Consider the following 25,873-nt stretch of genomic DNA (forward strand, 5'->3'; position numbering starts at 1 on the left):
CAGTTACACGTATTCCACTTCAACCCGCTCCACGTAATCCTTAAGGACTTGCAATTCAGCCAGAAGCTGCTTCGGCTGATTCAATGCTGCGCAGGTTTCTATCCTGCGTCCAATGCTGCCAAGCTGCAAAAATCCATAGTTCAAGGCTGAACCTTTAAGATTATGTCCGATACGGGTCGCAACAGTCATATCCCCGGAATTCAATGCGTCTTCGAGCTCTTTAATTTCATTATGGGTTATCTCCATAAATCCGGGAATAAGCCCTTGAATATCAGAATCTATTCTCTCAACAATCTTCACACCCATACCCCCTCACCCGGTAAACTTAACTCCTTAGCGGAATGACTTTCAAAAAAAGAAAAAGGGTATCGCTTTTTCAGCGATACCCTTATCCTTTATCAATTTGAACAGCCGTAGGCAAAAAGAATTACCCAAAACGACTTATTTTTTAACTCTTATTCTTCAAGCTGCTGAATGCCATCCAGCTTCCACATTCCATCTGAGCCTACAGGCTTCACAAAATGCCAGACTTCGCGGGCCTGAGAAGGCTGTGACTGAGCGGGGTCTTCGCGCAGAAGAACGTCATAATAAACCGTTACGTGGGTAACGCCGCCCTCTTCCTTAACTTCCAGCAGCCTTGCGTTCACCATGAGCACATCAGTCTGAGACGGACCGGGATCTTCCTGAGCCTGCTGTTTGATTTCATTAAGCACACCAGCACTGGCAAACTGTTCTATGTCTGCCATATCGCGCTTATCCCATGACTTCTGAAGTCTGGTGTAAACAGCCTTGGCACCTTCAAGGAAATCCTCTTCATCAAATCCGGCGGGAATGTTTACAGACGGGCCGCCCTGCTGAGCGGAAGAGTCTGCTGCCTGCTGCGAAGAAGGCTTGGAAGAAAGATGGTCCCAAGCATTCTGAGCGGTCTGTTCCCTGCGGGCGTAAGGATCGTTATTGGTATTGTTGCGCTGCGCCTGAGAGTTGTCCGGGCCGCGCTGATAATTGCCCTGACGATACATATCATCCGCCCCACGTTTGCGGGACTTGAAAAATTTAAATCCGAGATATGCAAGTAAACCGATGATCAGAATATTGAAAAATCCGCCACCCATTCCACCGAAGCCGCCAAGCATTGAGCCGAGAAAAGTACCGGCCAGCAGCCCACCGAGGAGCCCCATACCGGGACGGGCAATACCGCCCTGCTGCTTGTTGGTTCCACCTGCCTGCTTCTGGGAAGTAGCTGTTGAAGTTGGTTTATTATAATTCTTTGAAAAAGATGGCTTGCTGCCGAAGGATTTTCCCCCGCCCATTCTTTTCGCATCCGCATCACCGGCCATAACAGCCAGCAGGCAGACAACAGTAAGGGGAAGAACCAAATACCCGAGTAGTTTCATCTAATACCTCATTTACTTAGGTTATAAAAAAGACTGCGACCGAAGCCGCAGTCCTTTAGATAATTACGCTAACGCGGCCTGTCCAGAGATATCGGAACTATTCGATACTTTTTTTCAAAAAGCCGAGTTCAACCATGGCTTCGCGTATTTTTTCAACATCAAGAGGTTTGGTGAGATAAATGGAAGCCCCTCCTTTATAATAAGCTTCCATAACATTGGAAGGATCAGCAAGTGCTGTTGTCATCATGACCTTGGTTTCAAGCTTGAGAGGTATATCGTGTTCTTTCTCAACTTCACGAATCTCTTTTAAAGCCTCCTGACCATCCATTTCCGGCATCATAATGTCCAGACATATTAAATCATAACGATTTCCGGATTCAAGAGCTTCAATAAAAGCCAGCACAGCTTCCGCACCATCCTCCACAGCATCACATTCGCCATAGCTGGTCATCACGTGCGTAAGAAATTTTCTGCTCGCAAGCTCATCTTCAACAATCAAAATCCTCATACACTCTCCTCATCCCTACAATATTTCTGTATCGTTTTATTAAAACACACTGGGATTATATATGCAATTATATACACAAAATTAACACTTACGGTTTATCTTGCGGAGAGTTGAAATGAGGGGTAGATATTCACGAAAACATAATAGGAAGTATCCATGATCGAAGCTATGTCATCTGTATTTTCATTTATATCAGGCAAATACGAAAGCAACCCGCATTGGGACCATTGGCCCTTCGGCCCCGGATACGGGGACTTCTGGGCCTCAGCAACCAAGATGCTTTTTGTGGCGGCAATTCTTGGTATAATCGTTATTTTCCTGCGAGTTCTCTTTGGCCCCAATGGTAAATTCAGGGACCATGACCTCGACCGTGAGGCCGCGGAAATGCGTGAAAAAGCACTTGCCCAATTGGAAGAAGACCTGAAATCCGGTAAAATTTCCGAATTAGACTACAAATTTAAGAAAAAAAGAATCCTGTATTAGTCCCATGAAACACCTGAAAACAATTTTCAGTGAATTTACCAGTCCTTATCTGCAAAATGCCAATGACAGGGAACGACCGGACATTCAGTTGAAAATTGATCACTCATTTGATGTTTTCAAAAACAGCCAAAACATCTGCCGCACACTTTCGCTGCCTGAAAGATTGGCAGGGACAGCCCAAATAGCTGCCCTTTTTCACGATACCGGCAGATTTCCACAGTATCGTGAATACGGAACATTCAAAGACTCAGAATCCTGTAATCACGGAGTGCTGGGAGCCAGAACTATTTTAAAGCACAAGCTTCTGGACAAACTGCCCCGGAAACAACGCAATACGATCCTCGGCGCAATAGCCCTGCACAACCGTAACAAACTGCCCGGTTTCATATCCGAAGAACTTAGGATTTGTACTGAAATTGTCCGGGACTCGGACAAGATAGATATCATCAAGGTGCTGATCCCCCATATGACCGGCGTCCAATCCGGCAACGAAGTTCCGCTTATGGGACTGACTGAGAAACCCGGTGAAGTGACTGATGCGGTTCTTCAGGCTGTTAAGGAAGGCAAGCAGGGAGCTTATCACAAAATGCGCTGCCTTAATGATTTCCGCCTGCTTCTGCTCAGCTGGGCCTATGACCTTAATTTTGAATGGTCGCGCAAAGAAATGATCAAACGCGGATACGTAGAAACCCTCATGACCCAGCTTCCTGACACAGATCAAATACATCAGTTGCGTAGTCCGATAATGGAACAGCTTAACTCTTGATCGATTTTATGGAATAATGGATTCCAAGCTCTCTTGTCATTTTTAATTTTAAACTTACCTTTTTAAAAGATATTTCAAAAACACAACTACTTACCACGGACAGATAGAATATGACCGAAACCAACTACGATATTATCATTCTGGGAGCAGGTCCTGCGGGTTTGCAGGCCGCTATTCATTCCGCAAGAAAAGGACTTAAAGTTCTCATCCTTGGTAAAAACGACAAGAGCAGCCTCTGGTGGGCACACATTGAAAACTTCTGCTGCACACTAGAAATTTCCGGTGAGCAGATCCTGAGAACCGGACAGCAACAGGCTGAAAGCTTCGGGGCGGTTTTCTTCAACGAAGATGTTCTAAAGATCAAAACCCCTGACCTCATGGACCTCAGCGGGGGCGGTTTTACCGTAACTTCCGAGACAAAGGAATTCAAAACCAAGGCAATCATCATCTGCACCGGAACAACCCGCAACAAACTGGGCGTACCCGGCGAAAAAGATCTTTTCGGTAAAGGTGTAAGCTATTGCGTGGAATGCGACGGAAACTTCTTCAGAGGCGAGGAAGTGGCTATCGTAGGTGGCGAAAGTGCCGCTGCGGGCGGAGCTCTCCATCTTTCTCATCTAGCATCCAAGGTTCATCTTGTTTCAAATGAATTCAACTTCGCCCCGGAACTGATGGAAAAGCTCAAAGCCGCAGACATCATCATCCACGAAGGAGTTGAAGTCGACGAGATAACCGGGGGAAGCGGTGTTGACGGTCTTGTGTTCAAGGATGGAAACAAGCTGGACGTAACAGGTGTTTTCATTGAACTGGGAGCCAAGGGAGTTATGTCCCTTGCAGCTGAACTGGGCATCCAATTGGATGAATCAATGAAATTTATTGAAACAGACAAGCAGCAACGTACCAATGTTCCCGGCATATTCGCAGCCGGAGATATATGCGGGCCGCCGCTCCAAATGGCGAAAGCCGTCGGTGAAGGATGTGTGGCCGGCTTAAGCGCAGCTAAATATGTCCGCAAAGCTTAATTCAAATTTGATGCGCTACGCGCGTTTAATAAATGGATTTCGCCTCCGGCGGCCAAAGGAGCTAAGCCCCTTTGGAATCCCTAACAATAAAAAAAACGAGCCACCCTTAAGGATGGCTCGTTTTTTTTAACGCTCAGAATAAATATAATTTGGAAAGAGTACGGCGGTCCCGCTAAATTTTCCCGAAACATCTTCCGGTAACACCCCGATGGTTACGACTATGTTATAGCCGGAAATCTGCAACCCTTTACGGACTTCCTCACAATAATTCGAACCTTCCGGATAATTAGGCGGCATCATGAAAATCTTCTGCCACCCGAAAAATCCGGATTTTGATAGATTTTCCATAACTGGCACCCTGAATCCTTCCGGTCTATAGGAAACAAAAAAGACCGGAACATTGCGCTCGTGAAAAAAATTAAAAAGAGCATGGGAAGGAACAACCGGAGGAAGAGCACTCAAAATCACATGGGATTCCAGATCGCCTCTCGCAGCAGAATTATCCGAAAACCCCTGTTTCTTACGCGCCTTGTAGGTTGAGAGCAGAACATCTTCCACCACAACCACCACAGCCGGATACTTCACTCGATCCTGCAAACTTTTTATTACAGCATCCTTTACCTGCGCAATTTTGCGGACAACGTCTTTATCGTACTTACCGCTTTCATGATAGGCAATGACCCGTTCCCGGACTTCGGGCAGGGAAACCATTTCAGCAGGTACTTTCGCCTTACGTGCTTTGGAAGCAACACAACCGCTGACGCAAAATAAAGCCAGTAAAATACAAATCAACCTTAACTTCAAACTAATTTCCCTCCACCAAAAATATCAAAGTATATGGAAATTAGCACAACAAACTTGTATCCGACAAGTGCACCCTGCTGAACTATTTGTTTTTGCTGATAAAAACAAATGCCCCGGCCAGTGCGGTAAAAGGGGCAACAGTTACCAACCCGAAACTACCCACCAGCGTCTTTAAAATTTCAGCTGAAACATAGACGAAATTAAAAGTATTCATAAGTGGGACACCCTGCGCCATAAAAGCCATGAGCAAAGTTATAAATCCTCCGGAATAAGCCAGCAGCAAAGTAGTGGTCATGGTCCCCACAACCGCCCTGCCGACCCGGACCCCGGAAGCAAGGGCCTGCATGTGAGTAATTTCAGGATTTGCACGCACAACCTCATCCATACTGGCGGCAACATCCATGGCAAGATCCATGACCGCCCCGGAACAGGCCAGAAATACGGCTGCGATATAAATACGAGTCAGATCAAGATGCCCGAATCCAGAATAAAGAAGGGTTTCCGCAAACGGCATTACCGCCCCATGCAGATGCAGTTCCCCGGTAAAATATACCGCCAGCATACAACTGGTAAAAACACCAAGAAATGATCCAAGAAAGGCAACCACTCCCTTGCGGTTCAATCCGGCAACCATAAAAATGATAACCGCACAAAGCCCTGCCACAACCCCCAAAGTAATCCAGACCGGGTCCTTACCCTCAAGAAGGGCCGGGACAAGCAATTTCCATAAAACCAACGCGGTAAACATAAAAGAAAATAGAGCCTTGGCCCCGGTCCAGCCCCCGAAGACCAAAAGCAGAAAAGAAAACAGCAACAGCATGGTTAATTCAAGATCAATGCGGTAATGATCCTGCGGCACAGCAAACATCGGCTTGCCTTGCGCATCATAAGTAATCACCGCAAGGGCCTCATCTCCTGCGCTGAAGAGCTTGTCTTTATCCATCTGACCTAGAAGTTCGTTGGTACCTTTAAAAATCCGGCCTTTGAACTTACCATCCAGCACCCTCATGGTTACGGCCTGCGGGCCTGTTTTTACTATTCCGAACTGGTCGATATCCGAATTATCGACCGAAAGAACCACCGCCTTGCAGCGTTCAGCATTTTCTGCAACACGCTGATCGAATTCAGTAGGGATGAAATAAAGAATGGCAGTCAGCACAGCGAAAACTGCAACTAATATGAATTCTCTGTTTTTTAATAATGCGGGCATATTCTCAAGGGGTTGAAGTTTATCAGATAGACTAAAGGCGGAGTGCCGTTCGACACCCCGCCCTAAACAGTTAAAGTACTATGAATATACTATTTGGCAGCAAACTCAGCGTTATGAATGTCTGCGTGAATCTTGGGAGTCATGCCCATGATAGCCATAATTTTGAAAGCGATATCAACGTTATCGTAGTAACCATTGAAGGAAGAAGACCCAACGCCCATGGCAGATGTTGCAACGGGAACCCCGGTGTGCTTGTAAGAAGTCCAACCCAGACCGGCATTGTTGTTCAGCACGTGGGTGATGGTTACAGTCAGCGGATCATAGCCGCCGTAAAGATTGTAAAGTTCGGGACTCTTAAACTTTTTCTCACCCTTCATGGTACGCGCGTAAGCGTCCTTGAGCATGGCAAGCTGGTAATCTTTTACAACAAGGGGATTCTTTTTGGCATCACCTTCGAACTCAAGGCCGAAGAAGTGAGTGATGGTGGGCTGAAAATCTTCAAAACTTGCTTTACCTTTATGTTCGTCCCTCCAAAGCTTAACAACTTCATCTGAGAACTGCTGGAAAGAGATAGTCTGGGAATTAAGCGCATCGTAGTAGGAGCCGTACTTGGTGCCTGCGAAACCGAGGGTCAAGCCACCGCACTCATGGTCACCGGTTACAACGATGAGAGTTTCCTTGGGATGCTTTTTGGCGAACTCAACAGCTTCTTTGATGGAGTTATCAAAAGCAATGGTGTTCTTAATGAAAGCGGTTGCATCGTTAGCATGACAGGCCCAGTCAATTTTACCACCTTCAACCATCAGAAAAAAGCCTTTGGAGTTATCGAGCATTTCGATTGCCTTGGAAGTAAACTCAGGCAGAGTGATATCCTGGGGACGCATATCCATGGCGTAAGGCAGGGCTTTGGAATCCTGCAACCATGAATTCCATGAAATGACCTTACCGTCAGCGGGCTTAAGGTCCATGAATTCTTCTTTGTCAGTAACAACTTTGTAGCCTGCTTTCTTGATCAGATCGAGAGCGTTACCTTTGAAGTTTTTGGAATTCTTCTTTTTGTTGGTAATGTCTTTCAGGCCGCCACCGCCGAAGAAATCAAAGTTACTTTCAGAGAGGGCAACGTCGATATCATAATACTGGCCGCGAGTGGGAACGTGTGCGTAGAAAGCAGCGGGAGTTGCGTGATCGATGGATACGCTGGAAACAATACCTACTTTCTTGCCGTCTACTTTAGCCATTTCAGCAATGGACTTAACGTGCTTCTGGCCGGGAGTCATGCCGAGCATACCAATATTGGTTTTCTGGCCGCTGGCAAGAGAAGTTGCGGAAGCTGCGGAACCGGTAATGAACCTATCGGCAGCGTAAGTAGTGGTCATTCCCTGTGCGGGGAAGGTGTTCATGAGTAACTGTTCACCGGTAAATGCCTCGGTAGCACCTTTCTGAGGCAGTCCCATACCGTCACCGATGAATAGGAAAACATACTTGGCAGGCTTGCCCTTGTATACGCGGACCTTTTTAGCCTTAGCGTAAGCAGGTGCTGCGACCATAAACATGGCACAGACCATAAGGGTCATCAATACTCTGAGTTTGTTGGAAAATCTCATCACTTTCTCCTGATAAATTATTATTTTCAAAAAACAGGAACCTAATTCCCATTTCACTGGGGATTCTTATCAGGACAATGTGTCCATCACGTCACAGGAGAAAGGATTTTATGAAAACCACGGCAATAAGTAATCTTCAATTAAATATTTCACTAAAATATTTTTTTTATTATCATGGATGACTGAAAGCTGTTTTTCATTGATACACATACTCTCACACTAACAAATTGAACTATGATACATTTTGCACATACATACATTTAGGCTGGACAATTCCACCCTTGTTGAGTATACAATAGACAGTTAATATTGTTTAACAAAATAAGGACTGAATCGGTGCATAAAAAATTTCTCCCCGTCTCATTAGTACTTGCAGTTCTCTTCGGACTGGCTGTTGCCGGATATATTACCCCTGAAAAAAAAGAAAAAATTCCAGTCCGCATTTTATTCAAAAACAGCGGCGGTAAAGTAATTTTCACCCACATACGTCATCACCGGGATTATGAAATCCCTTGTGACAGCTGCCATCATGAGCGGGAAACCAGTGATCAGGAACCATTACCCTGCGGTTCCTGCCACCCGGAAGCATTCGATAAGGACTATGTACGCGAACATATCCGCTCATTTCCTGACACAAGCTATTGTGCAAAATGCCATCATGCTGAACTGGGCAAACTCAATTTCGACCATGCCGCGCACGAAGAGTATGCTGATGAAGATTGCCAGTCCTGCCACCACGACAACGATATTGAAAAAGAACCGCAGAAATGCGGAAACTGCCACACCAATGCCGGAACGGCGGAAATCCCCAGTGTAAGGGATGCCGCGCATGACCGCTGCATTGATTGCCATGACGACATGTTCGAGGCAGGCCTCAAAGGCTGCACCCCGTGCCATAAGATGCAGAATATGAAAGATTATTCAGGCGACGTCACCAGTTGCAGCCAGTGCCATCAGGAAAATGATAAGGATCTTGTGCTCAACCGGACCAATGCTTTCCACGATCAGTGCATGGACTGCCACAAAAAAATGAAACGCGGCCCATACAAAGACAGTGACTGCGCGAAATGCCATTTAAAATAAAGCGGGAAAACTGATTATGAATCCTCTTTTTTCACTGACTCCTTCTGAACGCGGCCCCATAGTCAATACCTGGGAGCAGGAACTTGGCGGCCCACTGGTGATCTCCCTTGAAATAACCGGGCTGACTCCCCTTGTGCAACAAAATGAACAAGTAGCAAAAGCCCAGCCTGTTGCAAACGATCCGGCCGGCAGAATGCCTACCGTCCACAGTTCCATCTCCGGAACTGTTACCGATATTAAAAAAGATTTCATCACCATCAGAGAAGAAGGGACCCGCGTGGCCCTGCCTTCAGATTTTTCAAGCACAAATCCCCGGACCATGCTCAATGCATTGCGCGAAAACGGAATAAATATCCGTGGGCTCAAACAAGGTTGTACCCTGATAATCAACGGCATGCCCCATGAAGCGGGAATGGATGGACATCGTTTCCTGATTGAGGAATTTAATGATGTCATGACGACCGGACTTCATTATCTGAAAAAAGCCCTCTCCCCTAAAGCATGTACACTGGCCTGTCCGACCGGAATGGACTGGACAATTCCCGGCTGTACGGGGCACGAAATAATTCCGGTTTTTCCCAACAGTCTACCGGAACTGGTCACTAAAGCGATCACCGGAAAAGAATTTCCCCCGGAAGTATGTGTCATGGACGTGGCAACGCTATACCGCATCGGCAGGACCATCCACGGACGCCAGCCAGCCACCCTTGTAATTGTAAAGGTAGGCAATACCCCCTTTCTGACTCCGGTAGGCACCCCGGTGGGCGTGCTGGTAAAATTAGCGGGGTTCCGTCTCAACAAACATGACCGGGTAATTCTGGGCGGACCTTTAACCGGAGAAGCGGTCTACAGCCTGAAACACGGAGTACGCCCGGACACGCAGGCCATTACTGTACTCAAAGCTGACAAGGACCCCACAGTAAAGGACAATCCTTGTGTGGGATGCGGTGAATGCGTAATGCACTGCCCGGCCCGGCTGGAGCCGAACATGATCTCCCGGCATGCGGAATTCGGGCTATATGAGAATACTCAGGCATACAACATCGCCTCCTGTATTGAGTGCGGACTCTGCGGGTATTGGTGCAGGGCGCAAAGACCGCTTCTGCAATACATCCGTCTGGCTAAAAAGGAACTGGCCGCCAAGCCGATACTTGAAGATTTAAGGGAGCAGCAATGAAGCCATTAAACGGGTCCCCCATACTTACCGTCTCCATCCCTCCCCATGCCCATTGCGGAAGGACTTTCAAGCAGGACGCGCTGGAGACTATAATCGCTCTGCTTCCGGCAGTCTTCTTTGCCGTATGGCATTATAATATGCTGGCGGTAAGGGTACTGGCTCTGTCCTGTTTTACAGCGGTAGTAACTGAAACTATCTGCTTATATTTCATGAAACGCGAGATTGAAGCCGACAACTATACCGCCCTGCTTTATGGACTGCTGTTCGGTTTTCTTCTTCCCCCGGCAGCTCCATGGTGGCTGGTGGCAGCGGGCAGTTCCATTTCAATTTTCATGGGCCGCATGATTTTCGGTGGCCTTGGCAGCAACCCGCTTTGCGTACCGCTTGTCGGCTGGGCAGTACTGGCTGTGTCATGGCCGGACCTTATGGACTTCGACATGACCATGCTCGCTTCAGAACTGACTTATCCCTTGAGTCAATTGAAAAATTTCGGCCCGGAAATGCTTGACGAATATTCACTGAAATCCCTGTTGCTGGGTTTTCAGCTGGGCGGAACCGGGGCAGCTCAGGCCGGAGCAGTCATACTGGGCGGAATCTACCTGCTGGCCCGCAGAATCATCAGGCCCGATATTCCGCTGGCCTTCATTGCCGGAGTGGCTGCGACCGCTGCAATTTACTATTTAGTTGATCCTCTGGAATACGGCTCCCCTGAATATCACCTACTCTGTGGGTCAACTATATTCGGAGCATTCTTTCTGGCAACGGACGGTCCTTCTTCACCTGCGGGTCACATTCCCATGCTCACCTACGGATTTATCGCTGGGGCACTGGTTGTCATCATCCGGGTCTACGGAATTTACCCGGACGGTGTTCCATTCGCCATACTGCTTGCCAATCTGATGACCCCGCTGGTCGATAAAATAAAGCCCGCACCTTTCGGGGGCATAACCAACATTCACCTGCGGAGGCGGTCATGAAAGAAGGATTGAAAATGATCGCAGTGCTGACCCTGATCTGCGCAATGTTCAGCGTCACCCTCGCCTCTCTGAAAGAAGCCACCCAAGAACGCATTGAAGAACAGGTACTGACCTATGTGCAAGGCCCTGCCATCAATGAAGTTCTCCACGGATATGACAATTCCCCGGTTAAGGACCGGAAGAAATTTATCATCCACGACACAGAAACACAAATTACGGTCTTCCCGGCCCTGAAAGACGGAAAACTACTCGGCGTGGCCCTTGAAACTTTTGCCAAAGGTTACGGCGGAGACGTGGGAGTTATGGTAGGATTCGATTTAAATGGAGAACAGCTCTCAGGAATCGGCATCACCACCATGAAAGAAACCCCCGGCGTAGGTTCAAAAGTTGCAGGACACGGCTTTACCAGCCAATTTAAGGAACATCCCGCAGCCGTAGAACTGACATCCAAGGGCGGGGATATTGAAGGAATAGCCGGGGCCACAATTTCATCAACAGCCTCGGTTGAAGCGGTGAAGCAGGCTGTAACTATTTTTGAAAAGATAAGACCGCAGATTACGCAAGCATGGTCAAAGGGGTCATAAAATGAGCAGATTATGGAAAGAATTTTCAAAAGGACTCTGGAAAGATCTGCCGCCGTTCAAGGTGGTGCTCGGCCTTTGCCCGGTACTGGCAGTAACCAAAACTGCGGACAACGGCCTCGGTATGGGGCTGGCGGTTATCTTCGTGCTGACCATGTCCAACGTACTTGTGTCCATCTTTCGCAAAATCATCCCGCCCAAAGTGCGCATTGCCTGCTTCATTGTTATTGCAGCCTCACTGGTCGTTTCAGTGGAACTGCTCATGCAGGCCTTTGCTTACCCGCTATACCAGCAACTGGGCATCTTCGTACCGCTTATTGTGGTAAACTGCATCATCCTCGGTCGGGCTGAAGCTTTTGCCTCCAAGAATCCCGTTCTGCTTGCGGCTGCGGACGGCCTAGGCATGGGAATCGGTTTTACCATATCCCTGACCCTGCTCGGCGGACTGCGTGAACTGTTCGGTTACGGAACCCTGTTCGGCAGCCAGATCATGCCCGCAAGCTACAAGCCTTTCAGCTTCATGGTCGAGGCCCCCGGCGCGTTTGTCTGCCTCGGTTTACTGCTCTCAGCCATGAACATATTCACCAGCTGGCAAGCACGGCGCAAAGGACAGGCTGTTCTTGATAACCCCAGCCACGAATGCAGATCCTGCGGCATTTGCAGTCGTTAAAGGGAGTAAGCCATGAAAGAATATTTCCTGCTCTTCATCTCAGCCATATTCGTAAATAATATTGTACTGGCCCAATATCTGGGCAACTGCCCGTTCATCGGTACTTCCAAGAAAATTTCTGTGGCGATAGGCATGGGCAGCGCGGTGGTATTTGTAGCCACCATGGCTGCATCAATTACATGGGCTGTACAGGAATACCTGCTCGACCCGTTGGGATTACAGTATCTCCAAACCCTGACATTCATCCTTGTCATTGCCTCGCTGGTCCAATTTGTGGAGATGTTCCTGAAGAAGGCCGTGCCTCCGCTCTACAAATCACTAGGCATATTCCTACCACTGATCACTACCAACTGCGCGGTGATGGGTATCGCTATCATCTGCCAGCGGGAGGAGTTCACATTTATCAAGACCGTGGCCTTCTCCTTTGCTTCCGGCATGGGCTTTATGCTCGCACTTATAGTGCTCTCGGCAATACGTGAACGGATTGAGGTCTCAAGGACACCCAAGTCCATGAAAGGCACGCCCATTGCGCTGGTCATGGCAGGGCTGATGTCACTGGCATTTTTTGCATTTAAAGGGATGATTTAAATATGGTTCTTTCATCACTACTCGTACTAATGGGACTAGGCTTCACTGCCGCTACCATTCTAGCTGTGGCCTCCAAGATCCTGTATGTTAAGGAAGACCCGCGTATTGCGCAGGTTGAAGATGTGTTGCCGGGAGTAAACTGCGGAGGCTGCGGTTATGCCGGATGCGCCGGAGCAGCCAATGCAGTGGTGGATGGTAAGTCAGGGGCCAATGTCTGCGTTATCGGCGGCATTGAAACCGCCAAGGCTGTTGGCGGAGTCATGGGCCTTGAAGTACTCGACATGGAACCGGAACTAGCTTTCCGGGACTGTACCGGAGGCGGACGGGCCGAAGAACTTTTCAATTACGAGGGAGCAGGGAACTGCCGTGCACAAGCCCTGCTCTACGATGGAGCCAAGACCTGCCCTGAAGGCTGTCTCGGACTTGGGACCTGCGTTGCCGTATGTCCCTTTGACGCCATCCACATGGGACCGGAAGGATTACCCGTAGTGGACCCGCTGGCCTGCCGCGCCTGCCGCAAATGTGTTGAAGCATGCCCGCGCGGGGTTCTTTCCATCGTCTCCATGAGTGCGAAACTGCTGCATGTGGAAGAGGTGAACGACTGCCTTGCTCCCTGCCAGCAAGAATGCCCGGCGAATATCAATATTCCCCGCTACATCGAAGCTGCAAATAATGGCGATTACGCCGGAGCGGTCAATATTATCCGCGAGCGCAACCCGCTACTGCTGGTCTGCGGACGGGTCTGTCCCCGCCCCTGTGAACTGGTCTGCCGCCGCACCCACGTGGATGAAGCGGTTGGCATCAATATGATCAAACGCTTTGTTGCTGACTGGGAAATGAAAAACAACCTGCGTCTACCCATACCCTGTGCCAAGGAGACCGGACGCAAAGTAGCAATCATCGGCGGCGGGCCTTCCGGTCTTTCCTGCGCCTATTTCCTGCGCCGACTCGGCCACAGCCCGACTATAATTGAAGCCATGCCTGAGCTTGGCGGACAGCTTCGCTACGGCATCCCTGAATACAGACTGCCTAAAAAAGATCTTGCCTGGGAAATTCAAGGCATCCTTGATCTTGGCGTGGAAGTGCGCACAGAACAAAAACTGGGTATGGATTTCACCATAAACGACCTTGAAGATAAAGAAGGTTTCGAAGCATTTTTCATGGGTATAGGAGCATGGTCCAGCGGGACTCTACGCATTGACGGGGAAGATGCACAAGGTGTGCTTTCAGGAACGGAATTTCTTACTGCGGTAGGACTTGGACAAACCCCGGCAATAGGTCCGAAGGTAATTGTTGTGGGGGGTGGTAACACTGCCATTGACGCAGCCCGGACAAGTATTCGCCTCGGATGTGATGTAACCCTGCTCTATCGACGCACCCGCGATGAAATGCCCGCCAACAATGAAGAAATTGAAGGTGCGGCAGATGAAGGAATTAAGTTTGTATTCCTGGCCGCCCCCACCAAAGTTATCATCGATGACAAGGGTAAGGCCACCCATCTGGAATGTATTAAAATGGAGCTTGGCGAACCTGATGATTCAGGACGCCGTCGTCCTGTACCTGTAGAAGGCACCGAGGAACGCTATCCTGTTGATACCATCATCTCAGCCATTGGGCAGAAGCCGCAACTTTCATGTTTCTATACGGATGGAGAGGAACAATGCAGCATTGGTTTCACGCGCTGGCGGACAATTGATGCCCATCCTGAAACCCTGCAAACATCTGTTCCCAAAGTCTTTGCCGGTGGGGACGCGGTTACAGGCCCGGATCTCGTTATCTCCGCAGTAGGTGCAGGCAGACACGCCGCCCGCTCTATCCACTATCTGCTGACCACGAATGAAATTCCAATGGCTGAAAACATCCTGCGTAAGCCGATTCCGTACACTCTTTTCAAAGACGTGGACGGCTGCAAGCACAAAGAACGCTCAGAAATGCCGCACCTCTGTTCCGGTGAGGATCGGACCAGAACATTCAAAGAAATCGAAGGCTGTCTCTGCGAAGAAGAATTGCACCATGAAACTTCACGCTGCCTGCGCTGCGGCCTGACCTGCTATGATCGGGATGTGCCGCTGGAAAATATCTTCACCAACCGGGTCGGCGAAAAAGTAGAATAATGATTCAGCCTACTTAGAAAGTGTCAGCTGCAAGGCGCAAAAAAAGGCGCACCGGGTAATCCCAGTGCGCCTAAACTTTGATTGCTCAAAGCTATTATTTCTGGAGGCCGGACTGTACGTCCCTGAGGAGCTCCTGAACCTTGGCAAGTTTTGCCTGCTCTTCTTCGCTGAGCTGTGCGCCAACGTAAGAAGCTTTCTGGTTCATTTCTTCAATAATGCCGTCCATGATAATATGTCTGGTTTTAGTGGGGAGCTTTTCAAGTTCAACCAGTCTGCCGTCTACAACAGTCATCTGGGTGTTCAGGGCTTCCACATCACCGCGTACGGTCTGCAAATCTTTGACTTCAGCGGTCAGGCTGGTCAGATTCTGATTCAGGCCGTAGAAAAATACAACAAGAAGAACTACTGCCATAAAGGAAATGATAATTGCTACCTTACCCATATCCTTCTGAGCAGTTTCGCTGACGCCGGATGCGACGTCTTCAGCCAGCACTTCTTCGTTCTGCTGGTAATCTTCCATCTGGTGCACTTTTTCAGTTGCTGCGCTCATTTTTTTTCCTCCTAAATGATCGTGTTTATAACGAAAAGCGAATATACTGCAAGGACGACTTCAAATCAAGAATTTAAACATTTTTTTAAATTTTTTGATCCATCCTCCCTGTAAGCTCTCCGTGAATCTCACAAAAAATTAAGTTGCGCAACCATGAGAAATCAAAACCGTGAACTTAAAACCTGAATAAAGTAAAAATAATTATTGTCTCCGCTTAATTCACTGAACTTTTGAAAATCATTTTCGGCACAATACTTGCTTTTTCTTAAGAAAAATAAATTTGTGGAAAAGATTTCCTAATAATATTCAGATTAATATTCTCAGGAGCATGACATGTTCACCAGCTCAGTTTTAAGCGGATCAAGCACTGCCGGAAGCTATTTTTCCAACATCGCCAACAATTCTCAGAGTGCGAAAACTCCAAATATTTCAAACAATCTCTCCCCTACCCAGATTCGCAGGCAGCTACAGATGCAATTCGCCACCATGAGTTTTGGACTCAATGCCGGTGAACAACAACAGGTGAACGGCTATTTCTCACAACTGAACAATATTTACGGTGTCAATGATTCGTCTATCCGCGAAGAGCAGGAAAAAAAATTTAAAGAACTGAAAAAAGAACTGGATGAACTCTACGGTCTCAACAAGGAACCCAAAAAGCTCACCGCTGAAGAGCAAAAGAAAGTCGATGACCTCCAGACAAAACTTGACGAGCTGTATGAAATCGTCCCCACAAAAGATCCGGAGGGAGCAGATCGCACAAGGGCAGAAAGCCTGAAATGGGAACTCAAAAAATTGTATTACCCAGAAGGTAAAATTCTGACTGCTGCTGAGAAGAGAAAAGAAGGGTCTATCCAAAAAGAATTAAAAGAAATTTTCGGTATAACCGGCCCAAAAAATCTAAGCAAAGAAGAACAGGCCACAGCTGACGATCTTAACAAACAGATCGACGAAATCAGGGGCACCACTAAAAAAGAACTCAACGAAGAAGAAAAAAAACGGGCTGACGCAATTCTCCTTGAAATGGAAAAGATTGCCGGAAGTCTGGTTACTCATGGCCTCAGCAATGCCGAGAAAAATTTGTACTACAAACTGGATGAGCAGTCTGACGCTCTTAAAGCTAAAGCCAAGGAATCGACTTTATCTGATGAAGAACAGGATAAGCTTGCCAAGATAACCGAACACATCAACACCCTGCTGGATAAAGCCGAAAAAATTCAAGAGCAGCAGGACAAGCAGGCAGGTCAGGTTCACGGACAGCTTAACGGCTTTTTCTCCCAGCTGGGCATGACTGGCGGTGGAACCCTGCTCTCAAGAAGCATATAAATTTCACTTGAAAAATACTCCATTTTCTCTTACCCCTGAAACCTGCATGGACAGAGATGGAGCAACGCTCCCTTATATATAATTTCAGGATGACAGGAGTCAGCAAATGCCGATTTATGAATTTAAATGCCCCAAGTGTGCTAAAGAATTTGACGAACTGGTAATGCCCGGAAAGGACGCTAAAGCGGACTGCCCCGAGTGCGGACATAAAGAATGTGAAAAGCTGCTCTCCATAGGCAATGTACGCCCCAACGGCATCCCCAAAGGGATGGGGGGCTACAAAGAACCATGCAAGGGATGTAACGGCTGCGGCTAAAAAAATCCTGACAACTTCAGATACTATGTAATACAAAACCCCGGAAGCCTGTGCTTTCGGGGTTCTTTTAGATCTGCGGCTTAAGTTCGAATATCATAAATTTTAGCGTCACCTGCTCGGCGGTAGCTGAAACAATTAATTTCATCAATTCCCAGCCGTTCATGAATTCCTTGCAGCCACTGGGTACGCCCCAAAGCGTGAGTCGGCACAAAGACTTGCGGCCTGATCTCCTGCGCCAGTTGCCCACCTCCAGCAAGGCTTTCCAACCTTCGATCCACATTGGAAAAAACCACATGGGGTCCATAATCAGCCACCCTCTCCACTGCTGAGCGGAAGAATGAACGGGTAAAATCAAGTTCGTTCTGCGAAGCCGTTTCCCAATCCCAACAAGCCAGATCACCGCCGTTGTACACCTTTAATCCTTCAGGGGTGTTAAAAAGGAAAGCCACCCCCAGATCATTAGACATAAGGGTCTCGATTTCCAGCCCATCAAATTCATATTTTTCATCCGGTTCAACGATAAGCGCATCTCCGAAATCAAGATCAGGGTACATTTCTTCAATATCATCTGAAATAACGGCTTTTAAAGACGCAGCCCCTGCACAAACATCGCGGTAATCCGGAGCAAAATGATCCAGATGACTGTGAGAAAAAAAGGCCGTTACCCTTCGTTCTGCCAGCACTTCACGCAAAGCGGAAAGCACCTTATTACTCCTGAACCGCCCAGCGGGAATATCAAATACATAGCTGTCTTCTCCCACTTCAAGCACGAAGCAGTTATGAAAGATATGAACAAGACGTATCTCCATAGAATTATTCAGCTTTGACGGCTTCCAGTTCTTCCATAAGGGCACGGCTCACAGGCAGGTAAACATGAGACCAGGAGGTCAGATGTCCGGCCAGATATTCAGCTTCAGGTCCGGAACCGCAAAACAAGTCGACCCGTGTTCCTTTGATGGCTCCACCGCGATCCTGCGCCATTACGATTTTAGCAAACGGAGCCTTGCTTTTCTCTCCCTGTTGCGGAAGACGGGTAGTAAGCAAAGCCAGTGATCCGAGAGGTAAAACCTTGTTATCCACGGCAACACTAGCCATGGGAGTAAGCGGCGCGCCCATGGAACCAAACGGGCCTTCGTCATCAATCCTGAAAAAAACATAACTGGGATTGGTGGTCAGCAAATCCTTAACCAGTTCGGGATTGGCAGCAAGAAAAGCCTTGATTTTCTGCATGCTCATACCCTCTTTGGGAAGAAGGCCGCGCTGGATCAGCACCTTACCGAGCGATACATATTTCAAACCGTTTTTCCCGGCATAAAGAACATGCTTCACGCTACCATCAGGCAATACAAGCCGCCCTGACCCCTGAATCTGAAGTATAAAAACATCAACCAGATCCTTTACCCACGCGACCTCAATTCCCCTGCCCTGTAAGGCTCCCTTGAAATCAATATCTTCACGATCATAGTAGGGAAGGACTTCTCCGTTCTCATGACGATAAATCAGATGCTGCCCTCTCCAGCGATGATGGAATTTACCGAGATCCAAATTCTTCAAATCGGCAGGGACACTATAAAGCGGATATGGGTAATCCGGGTGCGGGGTCAGCGATGCTTCCAGATAAGGCTCATAGTATCCGGTCAGGAGAGTTCGCGGGGCCATGGAATACCAGACAAATCTTTCATCCAAAAGCTCGGGGGACTCCTCCAGCAAAGGCAAAATTCCAAGCATTTCTTCATTGGTCCGCTTGAGCATTTCCCAGGTAATCTGCATGCGCCCATATTTTGCGGCCACACTTTTCTGAGGTTTGCGAGACAAATATCTGAGATTGCGCTCAATTCCATTTTTCAGATCAAGCCATGAAAATTCAGCACCGCCCTGATATTCAAGACGGTTTATAAGACCGGAAACCTGCGCACCATCTATCTTGTTGTATCCCTTTGCCGGAGTTTCAGCAGTAATATTGCGGGTTGAGCAACCACTGAAAAAAACAAGAACCACTATTACCAAAAAAAATATCGGAAAAAATTTCCTAAAACTCAAAAGAAGCACCGAAACCTGCCTTATTTAACAATATATTATTAATCATTAGACTGGAAAAAAAATTGAAATTAGCATACAGAATTTAAAGTATATACGTAATATATGTTGTTACTCACAATTCCAAAACAAACGCCTTTCCCACAGGAACAAGTATGCGTTTATTTCCCATCATAACAGCTTTCATTGTCATTTTGGCGACCTCTTCCCCCGGCTTCGCCGACCGCTGGGATCTTGTGATACTCACAACTTCAGGACTCAACGGGCAACTGCTTCCGGCTGAAGAAAAGAACGACCAACACAGTACTGGCATGGTACGTACTTTCGGAGGATTTGCAAGAATTCAGTCAGTATTTGAATCATATAGAGCCAAGTATCCCGGAGCGACAATCACAGTGGCAACCGGCGATGATCTCATGGGCGAGTCACTGACAAATGAAAAAGGCAAAACTGTTTTCGAAGCCATGAACATGATGGGATTCGATATTTCCACCCTTGGCAACCACGAATTTAACCGGGGTTCAAAATTTCTGGTCAACTCCCTGAAATCAAAAAAATTCCCCACAGTTATCAGCAATCTTAAAATCACCAAAAGAAATCCCCTTCGAAAATATATCCGCAGCACGGAAGTGCTTGAACGCAATTTCGTCAAGGTCGGATTCATGGGCATGATTCTGCCTGAACTTAAGCTTATCTCCAATCCCGGTTCAGGTATTTCCGTGCCTGCTGATATCAGCAAATCGGCCCGGAAAGCAGCACAGGAACTGAAGCAGAAAAAAACAGACCTGATTATACTACTGAGCCACCTGCCCCTCGAAGCTCAGAAAAAGATCCTGCAAGAAGTTCCTGAAATTGACATCCTCTGCGGCGGGCAAAGCTACAAAGACATCCTGCCCGGACAGGAGATCATCGCCCGTGACGCCCCTACTCCGGGCCTGATGGTTCAATGCGGAAATCAAGGCCGCTATGTAGGTGTTCTCAAAATAAACATGGATGACAAATCTATCCACAAGCACGAATGGACCATTATCCCTGTAACGGACAACACTCAAGAAGACAGTAACATAAAGAACTTTCTTTCAACAAAAATCAAAGACACCAAGAATATTCCTGTTACCGTCAGCCCGGTTGCACTTGATACCCGCACAGCATCAATTCGAACAATGGAAACTGTTGCCGGCAGCCTGATCAGTTCCATCATGCGCGCTAAATTCAATACTGATATCGCATTTCAGAACGGTGGTGGCATCAGGGGAGACAAAATAATTCCCGCAGGCCCGGTAACAGATAAAGACATCGACACAATGTTCCCTTTCGGTAACAAAATCACGGTCATGAAGGTAACCGGACAAACCCTGAAACAGATCCTTGAACGTTCAGTGCATAAACTGCCTACTCCGTCAGGTGCTTTCCTCCAGATTTCAGGCCTGAAATTCACTCTCGACCTGAACGGACAAGCGCAAGAACTGGAAATCAACAGTCAGGGCAAACCTTCAAAAATAAAAACTGCAGGTTCACGAATCTCCAACATTAAAATTATGGATAAATCAGGTAGCTACAAATCCCTGAACAACACCCGTAAATATTCCATTGCCACCAATTCCTATCTTGCCAGAGGAGGCGACGGCTACATAATGCTCAAAAATGTGCCGGGAAAAGTTGAAACATTTGTTAAGGTCAACGAAGTTATCAAATCCGGGATGCTGAAGCAGAAAAAGCTCAACACAAAATTCCCCCCGGTCATATATGAACCGGACGGATCTTTATACAAAAAGTAACCCTACTCTTTGTAACCAAAGATACTCTGGAGTCAGCCTCTACAAAGCAGACACGTGGCCGGATAAAATCACAAAAACGTATTATTCTTTGTGATTTAAGACATCCTGAAATTCAACTCCGTAAATGTGAAGCATAACCATCAGAAAAGACAAAATCAGCGGTCCATACAAAATTCCAAGTGGACCGAAGGCATTGATACCTCCAAGAATGGCAAGAAAAACGTAGATGGTTGAGACCCGCGAAGCCTCACGTACAATCATAGGCCGAAGTACTGTATCAATTCCGGTAACCAGCACCCCGCACCACAGCAGCAGAAAAATGGCTAATTTCATTTTACCCACAATCAGCAGATAAACAGTAGCAGGCAGCCAGATCAGCCCGGTGCCCAAGACTGGAATAAGGGAAGCAAAACTCATCATGGTTCCCCAAAAAAGAGCCGGGATACCGGCTATTGCCAGCCCTATCCCACCGACAACACCCTGCAAGACAGCAATAAAAAGACTACCGAAAAGAACCGACTTGGAAACCTTCCTGAGACTTTCGATAATAAAATCTTCCTGCTCAGACCTTAAAGGAGAAAGATACCTTACCCGGTCGATAAAACGGTCCCCATCCTTGAGAAAGGAAAAGACAAGAAAATTCATGATCAGGAAATGAGCGACAAGGCTTGCCATGTTGCCCGCAAGCCATGTTCCTGTCGTTAGCATTGTTTGCCCGAATCCCCTTGAAATTTCGAGAATCTTGTACTGAATGTCACTGGAGCTAATTTCAAGAAAAGGGAACTTCTGCTCAATCCATTGCAGGTATGTATTATAATGCTGTGAATCAAAAAATTTCGAAAAGTCAGTAGTTCTCAACCATTCGTTTATTGCAGAGACAGAATCCACCCCCTGCCCGATCAACCCGAGAAAGAAAACCACTGCCGGAATAATAATGGCAAAAACAATAATGAGTACGGTCAGAAATGCCCCGGCAGCAGGCTTTCCTCCGAGGCGGCGACATATTTTTCTGCTCAAGGGATAAAAAATACCGCTCAAAACAACAGAAATAACGATGGTATTTATGAAAGGCTTAATTACAGAATACCCCAGCGCAATGGCGGAGATAAGCAAAAGAATAAGAAAAAAAGTATATATAGCAGGAGATTTGATTATCTTTTCGTCAGGGGGAGTCATGCGCAAGTCCTTAAATCTGATTAATTATGCTGAGGGACGCCCATACTCACAGATAAAAAAAACAAGCACAATTAAAATCAGGTCGATTTAAAAATATAATCGGACATTACCGCAAAAGTATTGTCCGCCTCCCTCTTCATACGTGAGACCAACCCTTCAACGGTATTCATGCTTCCATGCTGGATAAATTTCTCAATCTCCAGCGCCAGTGATGAAAGCTTATGGGCACCGACATCAAGGGATAATCCGCGCAAAAGCGCGATTTCACACTTAAGGCATTCCAGATCACTCTCTAGAACAGCTTTATCAACTTTCGCAAGATGCAAGGGAACAAGCTGCAAAAAATGACGATAAATTTCACGAACAAGCTTGTCATTTCCGTCGAGTCTCTTGATAGTTCCCTTCAAATCAAGATTAAGGGATTTTTCAACATTTGTATCCTGCTCAATCATTACCGGAACAGAGTTTTCGCCACCCTGCACAATCGAAAGCATTGCCTGCATCAGCTCACTGGAATTAAAGGGTTTGGACAGATAACCGTTCATTCCAACATCAAGACACCGCTCCCGGTCCCCTTTCATGGCGTGAGCAGTAAGCGCAAGAATAGGAATCTGCGGATTAACACCTTCAATATACCCGGTACGGATAAGCCGCGTTGCTTCCAGACCATCCATAACCGGCATCTGAACATCCATGATTACCAGATCAAATGACTTTCTGGCTAAAAGACTGATTGCATCCCGACCATTCTCAACCATTTCCAATTCACAATTTGCATCTTCTAGAAAAGCAGATACCACCCTGCGGGTAATAATATTATCATCAGCAAGCATGACCCGCTTGAACTGGCTGAAATTTATACATTCATAAACAGAATCCTCGGGCTTCTCCGCCAATTCTTCATCAACGGGCCTAAAAACTGCGGTAAAATAAAAACTGCTGCCCTGCGCAGGCTTTGTATCCACCCAGATGACTCCTTGCAGCATGTTGACAAGATTGTGGGTGATAGCCAGACCAAGCCCGATACCACCATGCTTTCTAGTCATATAATCTTCAAGCTGGGTGAAACTTTCAAAAATTGAATCAGCTTTGCTTCGTGAGATCCCCACTCCGGTATCGGAAACTACAAAAAGAAGCCTGATGCAACCTGCGGGATACGGATCAACATCACAGTCATCCGGCATGACTTCAATTGTAATCCCACCTTTATCTGTATACTTAATCGCGTTACTGACAATATTATTCAAAATCTGAGTCAAACGACCTGAATCACCCTGTAGTTCACCGGAAATGTCAGGATGGAGAAAACACTCCATAGTCAATCCTTTATTCTCGGCATTAGGGCTATGGGAGTTTACGACCAGTGAAAGAATTTGACGGATATCAAATGCACCTTCCCGCAATTCCAGAATACGCCGCTCGATCTTTGAGTAATCCAGCATATCGTTCAGAACCCGCAACAACGAAGAGGCTGATCCCTTGATAAGCTCAACATACTCCTGCTGCTCAGAGGCGAGCCCGCTTCCGAGCAAAATTTCACTCAAGCCGAGGATACCGTTCATGGGAGTACGCAATTCGTGGCTTATGGTGGCAAGAAAAGAGCTTTTAGCTTCATTTGCGGCTTCGGCATCTGCTACAGCCTGTCGATACTCCTGCTCCATGCCATGCTTGTATAAGGCAATCTCAATGGATGAGCGCAGTTCACGCTCCTCAAAAGGTTTCAGCAGATAACCGAACGGCCCGGAAAGTTTCGCCCTGCAAAGAGTCTTTTCATCAGAAAAAGCAGTAAGAAAGACAATGGGAATATCGTGTGTTTTGATAATAACACTGGCTGCTTCAATTCCGTCCATTTCACCCTGAAGCTTGATATCCATGAGAACAAGATCAGGCAGAGTCGCTGTAACCTTCTCAATTGCCTCCTTTCCGGTTCCGGCATCGCCTGCAATTATATATCCCAAACGTTTCAGAGTCGCCTGAATATCGAGATTAACTATTTTCTCATCATCAACAACAAGAATCCGCTTGCCTGCCATCAACTATACCCCATTAGAATTTATTAAAGAAAAACTTCATTATCCGTATAATAAATATTTACCGAATTGGAAACACATTCTGTTTATTTAATAATAAAAAACCGATTCTGAAATATCCAGAACCGGCTTTATTAAATGTAGTACAAACTTTGATTTTACAAAATCTGATCCAGAAACTGCTTAAGGCGAGGATGGTCAGCACTGCTGAAAAACTCCTCCGGCGGAGCGCAGGCTATAATTCTTCCATCTTCCATAAAAACAATCCTGTCAGCAACTTCACGGGCAAAGCCCATCTCATGAGTTACAACAACCATTGTCATGCCTTCACGGGCCAGATTTTTCATTACATCCAGAACTTCCCCGATCATTTCCGGGTCAAGAGCGGAAGTAGGTTCATCAAAAAGCATGATCTTGGGATTCATGGCCAGAGCACGCGCAATAGCCACCCTCTGCTGCTGTCCACCGGAAAGCTTGGAAGGATAGACATTGGCCTTTTCACGGATACCGACCTTTTTAAGCAGGTCAACACCCACAGCCCTTGCTTCTTCTTTCTCCATCCCCTTCAGCCGGATCGGAGCCATAGTCAGATTTTCCAGAACCGTCTTGTGCGGAAAAAGGTTAAATGACTGGAAAACCATACCCAGTTCCTGACGGATGGTATTGATATCGTTTTCCTTGTCATGCACATCCAACCCGTCAACAACGATGGAACCTTTGTTGATTTCCTCAAGACGGTTGATGGAACGCAGCAAGGTACTTTTTCCAGACCCGGAAGGTCCGATAATTACGACCTTTTCTCCCGGCTTGATATCAAGGGAAACGTCACTGAGTGCGGCCAGATCACCGAAAAACTTGTAAACATTTTTAATTTCAATGATGGGACTAGCGGTCATAGTGGCTCAACCTCTCTTCCATATGGCTTACCGCTCTTGAAAGAATCAAGGTAATAACCAGATAAACAAGCGCGATCATAGTATATGTTTCAAAATACTGGAAACTTTCCGCTGCAAATTCACGTCCGCGCCTGAGAATATCTGCAACAGCAATGATAGACACTAGCGAAGAATCTTTGAGCAGAGCAATAAATTCGTTACCGACCGGAGGCAGTATAGTCCGCCATGCCTGCGGCAGAATAACCAGAAACATTGTTTCATTTTTATTAAAACCAAGCGATCTTGCGGCTTCAACCTGCCCGTCATCAATGGATTCAATACCGGCACGGAAAACTTCACCCATATACGCACCGTAACAGACGCTCATAGCAATGATGGCGGAAAGCATATCCGGTACCTGAAGGACCCGGCCCATTGCATAATAAATGTAGAAAAGCTGTACGAGAAGCGGGATACCCCTGACAACTTCAACGTAGGTAGAAGCTATCAGGTTAATAACTTTGTTGCTGGAAATTCTACCCAGCCCGGTAAAAAGGCCGATGAACAAAGCACCGAAAATTGAACAGATGGTGACTTCAAAGGTTACGACAATTCCGTCAGGAATAAAAAGAAGAATATCCCTGTACGGGTCGGGCTTGGTAATAACCAGATAAGCGATGATCCCCACGGCACCGATAAAAGAAACCCACCACGCGTTCAGTATTCCTTTATCACTGCTATCGGGAATGCTGGCCCCGTCCGTAACCTCAATCTTAACTTGTTTTTCTTTCATAATATATTTTA

The 25,873-nt window shown here is 46.9% G+C and carries 26 protein-coding genes; 13 read left to right on the forward strand and 13 right to left on the reverse strand.

Translation table 11 applies throughout. The features are described 5' to 3' along the window. Positions 1-3: 3 nt before the first annotated feature. The 3 genes from FMS18_RS12445 to FMS18_RS12455 form a co-directional block, all read right to left on the reverse strand. Positions 4-306 carry an Hpt domain-containing protein gene (locus FMS18_RS12445; RefSeq protein ID WP_163295000.1) on the reverse strand — a complete coding sequence of 101 codons (303 nt, stop codon included), beginning with the start codon at positions 304-306 and terminating at the stop codon, positions 4-6. A 149-nt stretch (positions 307-455) separates the two neighbouring features. Beyond that, positions 456-1,394, reverse strand: coding sequence for a Tim44 domain-containing protein (locus FMS18_RS12450; RefSeq protein ID WP_163295001.1), 939 nt, complete (start codon positions 1,392-1,394; stop codon positions 456-458). Positions 1,395-1,491: 97 nt separating this feature from the next. Continuing rightward, the gene (locus FMS18_RS12455; RefSeq protein WP_163295002.1) at positions 1,492-1,902 is read right to left on the reverse strand and encodes a response regulator; all 411 of its coding nucleotides are present in this window, start codon (positions 1,900-1,902) and stop codon (positions 1,492-1,494) included. Between the two features lie 156 nt (positions 1,903-2,058). Here FMS18_RS12455 and FMS18_RS12460 point away from each other — a divergent pair, with 156 nt between their 5' ends. The 3 genes from FMS18_RS12460 to FMS18_RS12470 all read left to right on the forward strand — a co-directional run bounded on the left by FMS18_RS12460 (position 2,059) and on the right by FMS18_RS12470 (position 4,173). Beyond that, positions 2,059-2,385: an SHOCT domain-containing protein gene (locus FMS18_RS12460; protein WP_163295003.1), complete on the forward strand. Its 327-nt coding sequence runs from the start codon at positions 2,059-2,061 to the stop codon at positions 2,383-2,385. Positions 2,386-2,389: 4 nt separating this feature from the next. Beyond that, positions 2,390-3,151 (forward strand): HD domain-containing protein, encoded by a 762-nt coding sequence (locus FMS18_RS12465; RefSeq protein WP_163295004.1) that lies wholly within the window; start codon positions 2,390-2,392, stop codon positions 3,149-3,151. A 110-nt stretch (positions 3,152-3,261) separates the two neighbouring features. Then, complete coding sequence (locus FMS18_RS12470; protein ID WP_163295005.1) at positions 3,262-4,173, forward strand: NAD(P)/FAD-dependent oxidoreductase; 912 nt, start codon at positions 3,262-3,264, stop codon at positions 4,171-4,173. A gap of 126 nt (positions 4,174-4,299) precedes the next feature. On the opposite strand, the gene FMS18_RS12475 is transcribed toward FMS18_RS12470, so the two are convergent. The 3 genes from FMS18_RS12475 to FMS18_RS12485 form a co-directional block, all read right to left on the reverse strand. Further along, the gene (locus FMS18_RS12475; RefSeq protein ID WP_163295006.1) at positions 4,300-4,977 is read right to left on the reverse strand and encodes an HAD family acid phosphatase; all 678 of its coding nucleotides are present in this window, start codon (positions 4,975-4,977) and stop codon (positions 4,300-4,302) included. Between the two features lie 82 nt (positions 4,978-5,059). Beyond that, the gene (locus tag FMS18_RS12480) at positions 5,060-6,187 is read right to left on the reverse strand and encodes a YibE/F family protein (RefSeq protein WP_163295007.1); all 1,128 of its coding nucleotides are present in this window, start codon (positions 6,185-6,187) and stop codon (positions 5,060-5,062) included. An 89-nt stretch (positions 6,188-6,276) separates the two neighbouring features. Beyond that, positions 6,277-7,791, reverse strand: a complete 1,515-nt coding sequence (locus FMS18_RS12485; protein WP_163295008.1) for an alkaline phosphatase — start codon at positions 7,789-7,791, stop codon at positions 6,277-6,279. A gap of 336 nt (positions 7,792-8,127) precedes the next feature. On the opposite strand from FMS18_RS12485, the gene FMS18_RS12490 reads away from it, so the two are divergent. The 7 genes from FMS18_RS12490 to FMS18_RS12520 are packed head-to-tail and all read left to right on the forward strand — an operon-like array spanning position 8,128 to position 14,981. Then, positions 8,128-8,874, forward strand: coding sequence for a cytochrome c3 family protein (locus FMS18_RS12490; RefSeq protein ID WP_163295009.1), 747 nt, complete (start codon positions 8,128-8,130; stop codon positions 8,872-8,874). A 16-nt stretch (positions 8,875-8,890) separates the two neighbouring features. Continuing rightward, a complete protein-coding gene (locus FMS18_RS12495) occupies positions 8,891-10,051 on the forward strand; it encodes a 4Fe-4S dicluster domain-containing protein (protein ID WP_163295010.1) in 1,161 nt (386 codons plus the stop codon). Then, entirely contained in the window at positions 10,048-11,028 is a 981-nt protein-coding gene (locus FMS18_RS12500) for an RnfABCDGE type electron transport complex subunit D (RefSeq protein ID WP_163295011.1), read from the forward strand. The genes FMS18_RS12495 and FMS18_RS12500 overlap by 4 nt, the downstream gene beginning before the upstream one ends. Then, on the forward strand, positions 11,025-11,612 hold the full coding sequence (rnfG, locus tag FMS18_RS12505) for an RnfABCDGE type electron transport complex subunit G (RefSeq protein ID WP_163295012.1): 588 nt from the start codon (positions 11,025-11,027) through the stop codon (positions 11,610-11,612). Before FMS18_RS12500 ends, rnfG begins: the two co-directional genes overlap by 4 nt. A gap of 1 nt (position 11,613) precedes the next feature. Further along, entirely contained in the window at positions 11,614-12,279 is a 666-nt protein-coding gene (rsxE, locus tag FMS18_RS12510) for an electron transport complex subunit RsxE (RefSeq protein ID WP_136672295.1), read from the forward strand. Between the two features lie 12 nt (positions 12,280-12,291). Next, on the forward strand, positions 12,292-12,867 hold the full coding sequence (locus tag FMS18_RS12515) for an electron transport complex protein RnfA (protein WP_136672298.1): 576 nt from the start codon (positions 12,292-12,294) through the stop codon (positions 12,865-12,867). A gap of 2 nt (positions 12,868-12,869) precedes the next feature. Further along, positions 12,870-14,981: an FAD-dependent oxidoreductase gene (locus FMS18_RS12520; RefSeq protein ID WP_163295013.1), complete on the forward strand. Its 2,112-nt coding sequence runs from the start codon at positions 12,870-12,872 to the stop codon at positions 14,979-14,981. A gap of 94 nt (positions 14,982-15,075) precedes the next feature. On the opposite strand, the gene FMS18_RS12525 is transcribed toward FMS18_RS12520, so the two are convergent. Then, positions 15,076-15,531: a hypothetical protein gene (locus FMS18_RS12525; protein ID WP_163295014.1), complete on the reverse strand. Its 456-nt coding sequence runs from the start codon at positions 15,529-15,531 to the stop codon at positions 15,076-15,078. 333 nt (positions 15,532-15,864) lie between these two features. Between FMS18_RS12525 and FMS18_RS12530 the strand changes: the two genes are divergently transcribed. Together FMS18_RS12530 and FMS18_RS12535 are read left to right on the forward strand one after the other, a co-directional pair. After that, the gene (locus FMS18_RS12530; protein ID WP_163295015.1) at positions 15,865-16,857 is read left to right on the forward strand and encodes a hypothetical protein; all 993 of its coding nucleotides are present in this window, start codon (positions 15,865-15,867) and stop codon (positions 16,855-16,857) included. 106 nt (positions 16,858-16,963) lie between these two features. Continuing rightward, on the forward strand, positions 16,964-17,173 hold the full coding sequence (locus FMS18_RS12535; protein WP_163295016.1) for a zinc ribbon domain-containing protein: 210 nt from the start codon (positions 16,964-16,966) through the stop codon (positions 17,171-17,173). A gap of 80 nt (positions 17,174-17,253) precedes the next feature. Here the strand turns inward: FMS18_RS12535 and FMS18_RS12540 are convergent, their stop codons facing one another. Continuing rightward, positions 17,254-17,982 carry an MBL fold metallo-hydrolase gene (locus FMS18_RS12540; RefSeq protein ID WP_163295017.1) on the reverse strand — a complete coding sequence of 243 codons (729 nt, stop codon included), beginning with the start codon at positions 17,980-17,982 and terminating at the stop codon, positions 17,254-17,256. Positions 17,983-17,986: 4 nt separating this feature from the next. Next, positions 17,987-19,171 carry a murein transglycosylase A gene (locus tag FMS18_RS12545; protein ID WP_368854173.1) on the reverse strand — a complete coding sequence of 395 codons (1,185 nt, stop codon included), beginning with the start codon at positions 19,169-19,171 and terminating at the stop codon, positions 17,987-17,989. 194 nt (positions 19,172-19,365) lie between these two features. Between FMS18_RS12545 and FMS18_RS12550 the strand changes: the two genes are divergently transcribed. Beyond that, positions 19,366-20,988, forward strand: a complete 1,623-nt coding sequence (locus FMS18_RS12550) for a bifunctional UDP-sugar hydrolase/5'-nucleotidase (protein ID WP_163295019.1) — start codon at positions 19,366-19,368, stop codon at positions 20,986-20,988. 81 nt (positions 20,989-21,069) lie between these two features. Here FMS18_RS12550 and FMS18_RS12555 read toward each other — a convergent pair whose 3' ends face one another. The 4 genes from FMS18_RS12555 to FMS18_RS12570 form a co-directional block, all read right to left on the reverse strand. Continuing rightward, positions 21,070-22,164, reverse strand: a complete 1,095-nt coding sequence (locus FMS18_RS12555; protein ID WP_163295020.1) for an AI-2E family transporter — start codon at positions 22,162-22,164, stop codon at positions 21,070-21,072. Between the two features lie 77 nt (positions 22,165-22,241). Continuing rightward, positions 22,242-24,197, reverse strand: a complete 1,956-nt coding sequence (locus FMS18_RS12560; RefSeq protein WP_163295021.1) for a hybrid sensor histidine kinase/response regulator — start codon at positions 24,195-24,197, stop codon at positions 22,242-22,244. A 155-nt stretch (positions 24,198-24,352) separates the two neighbouring features. Beyond that, positions 24,353-25,090, reverse strand: coding sequence for an amino acid ABC transporter ATP-binding protein (locus FMS18_RS12565; protein WP_163295022.1), 738 nt, complete (start codon positions 25,088-25,090; stop codon positions 24,353-24,355). Next, positions 25,080-25,862, reverse strand: coding sequence for an amino acid ABC transporter permease (locus FMS18_RS12570; RefSeq protein WP_163295023.1), 783 nt, complete (start codon positions 25,860-25,862; stop codon positions 25,080-25,082). Before FMS18_RS12570 ends, FMS18_RS12565 begins: the two co-directional genes overlap by 11 nt. Positions 25,863-25,873 lie beyond the last annotated feature (11 nt).

This window comes from Desulfovibrio sp. JC022, assembly GCF_010470665.1.
Lineage (GTDB): Bacteria > Desulfobacterota > Desulfovibrionia > Desulfovibrionales > Desulfovibrionaceae > Maridesulfovibrio.

Bases quoted from the DNA above. Each gene is read 5' to 3' on its own strand.
- FMS18_RS12555 (WP_163295020.1), bottom strand. From the start codon at position 22,164: ATGACTCCCCCTGACGAAAAGATAATCAAATCTCCTGCTATATATACT.
- FMS18_RS12540 (WP_163295017.1), bottom strand. From the start codon at position 17,982: ATGGAGATACGTCTTGTTCATATCTTTCATAACTGCTTCGTGCTTGAA.
- FMS18_RS12480 (WP_163295007.1), bottom strand. From the start codon at position 6,187: ATGCCCGCATTATTAAAAAACAGAGAATTCATATTAGTTGCAGTTTTC.
- FMS18_RS12535 (WP_163295016.1), top strand. From the start codon at position 16,964: ATGCCGATTTATGAATTTAAATGCCCCAAGTGTGCTAAAGAATTTGAC.
- FMS18_RS12570 (WP_163295023.1), bottom strand. From the start codon at position 25,862: ATGAAAGAAAAACAAGTTAAGATTGAGGTTACGGACGGGGCCAGCATT.
- FMS18_RS12560 (WP_163295021.1), bottom strand. From the start codon at position 24,197: ATGGCAGGCAAGCGGATTCTTGTTGTTGATGATGAGAAAATAGTTAAT.
- FMS18_RS12525 (WP_163295014.1), bottom strand. From the start codon at position 15,531: ATGAGCGCAGCAACTGAAAAAGTGCACCAGATGGAAGATTACCAGCAG.
- FMS18_RS12550 (WP_163295019.1), top strand. From the start codon at position 19,366: ATGCGTTTATTTCCCATCATAACAGCTTTCATTGTCATTTTGGCGACC.
- FMS18_RS12460 (WP_163295003.1), top strand. From the start codon at position 2,059: ATGATCGAAGCTATGTCATCTGTATTTTCATTTATATCAGGCAAATAC.
- rnfG (WP_163295012.1), top strand. From the start codon at position 11,025: ATGAAAGAAGGATTGAAAATGATCGCAGTGCTGACCCTGATCTGCGCA.
- rsxE (WP_136672295.1), top strand. From the start codon at position 11,614: ATGAGCAGATTATGGAAAGAATTTTCAAAAGGACTCTGGAAAGATCTG.
- FMS18_RS12495 (WP_163295010.1), top strand. From the start codon at position 8,891: ATGAATCCTCTTTTTTCACTGACTCCTTCTGAACGCGGCCCCATAGTC.
- FMS18_RS12470 (WP_163295005.1), top strand. From the start codon at position 3,262: ATGACCGAAACCAACTACGATATTATCATTCTGGGAGCAGGTCCTGCG.
- FMS18_RS12530 (WP_163295015.1), top strand. From the start codon at position 15,865: ATGTTCACCAGCTCAGTTTTAAGCGGATCAAGCACTGCCGGAAGCTAT.
- FMS18_RS12445 (WP_163295000.1), bottom strand. From the start codon at position 306: ATGGGTGTGAAGATTGTTGAGAGAATAGATTCTGATATTCAAGGGCTT.
- FMS18_RS12565 (WP_163295022.1), bottom strand. From the start codon at position 25,090: ATGACCGCTAGTCCCATCATTGAAATTAAAAATGTTTACAAGTTTTTC.
- FMS18_RS12500 (WP_163295011.1), top strand. From the start codon at position 10,048: ATGAAGCCATTAAACGGGTCCCCCATACTTACCGTCTCCATCCCTCCC.
- FMS18_RS12520 (WP_163295013.1), top strand. From the start codon at position 12,870: ATGGTTCTTTCATCACTACTCGTACTAATGGGACTAGGCTTCACTGCC.
- FMS18_RS12515 (WP_136672298.1), top strand. From the start codon at position 12,292: ATGAAAGAATATTTCCTGCTCTTCATCTCAGCCATATTCGTAAATAAT.
- FMS18_RS12455 (WP_163295002.1), bottom strand. From the start codon at position 1,902: ATGAGGATTTTGATTGTTGAAGATGAGCTTGCGAGCAGAAAATTTCTT.
- FMS18_RS12450 (WP_163295001.1), bottom strand. From the start codon at position 1,394: ATGAAACTACTCGGGTATTTGGTTCTTCCCCTTACTGTTGTCTGCCTG.
- FMS18_RS12485 (WP_163295008.1), bottom strand. From the start codon at position 7,791: ATGAGATTTTCCAACAAACTCAGAGTATTGATGACCCTTATGGTCTGT.
- FMS18_RS12465 (WP_163295004.1), top strand. From the start codon at position 2,390: ATGAAACACCTGAAAACAATTTTCAGTGAATTTACCAGTCCTTATCTG.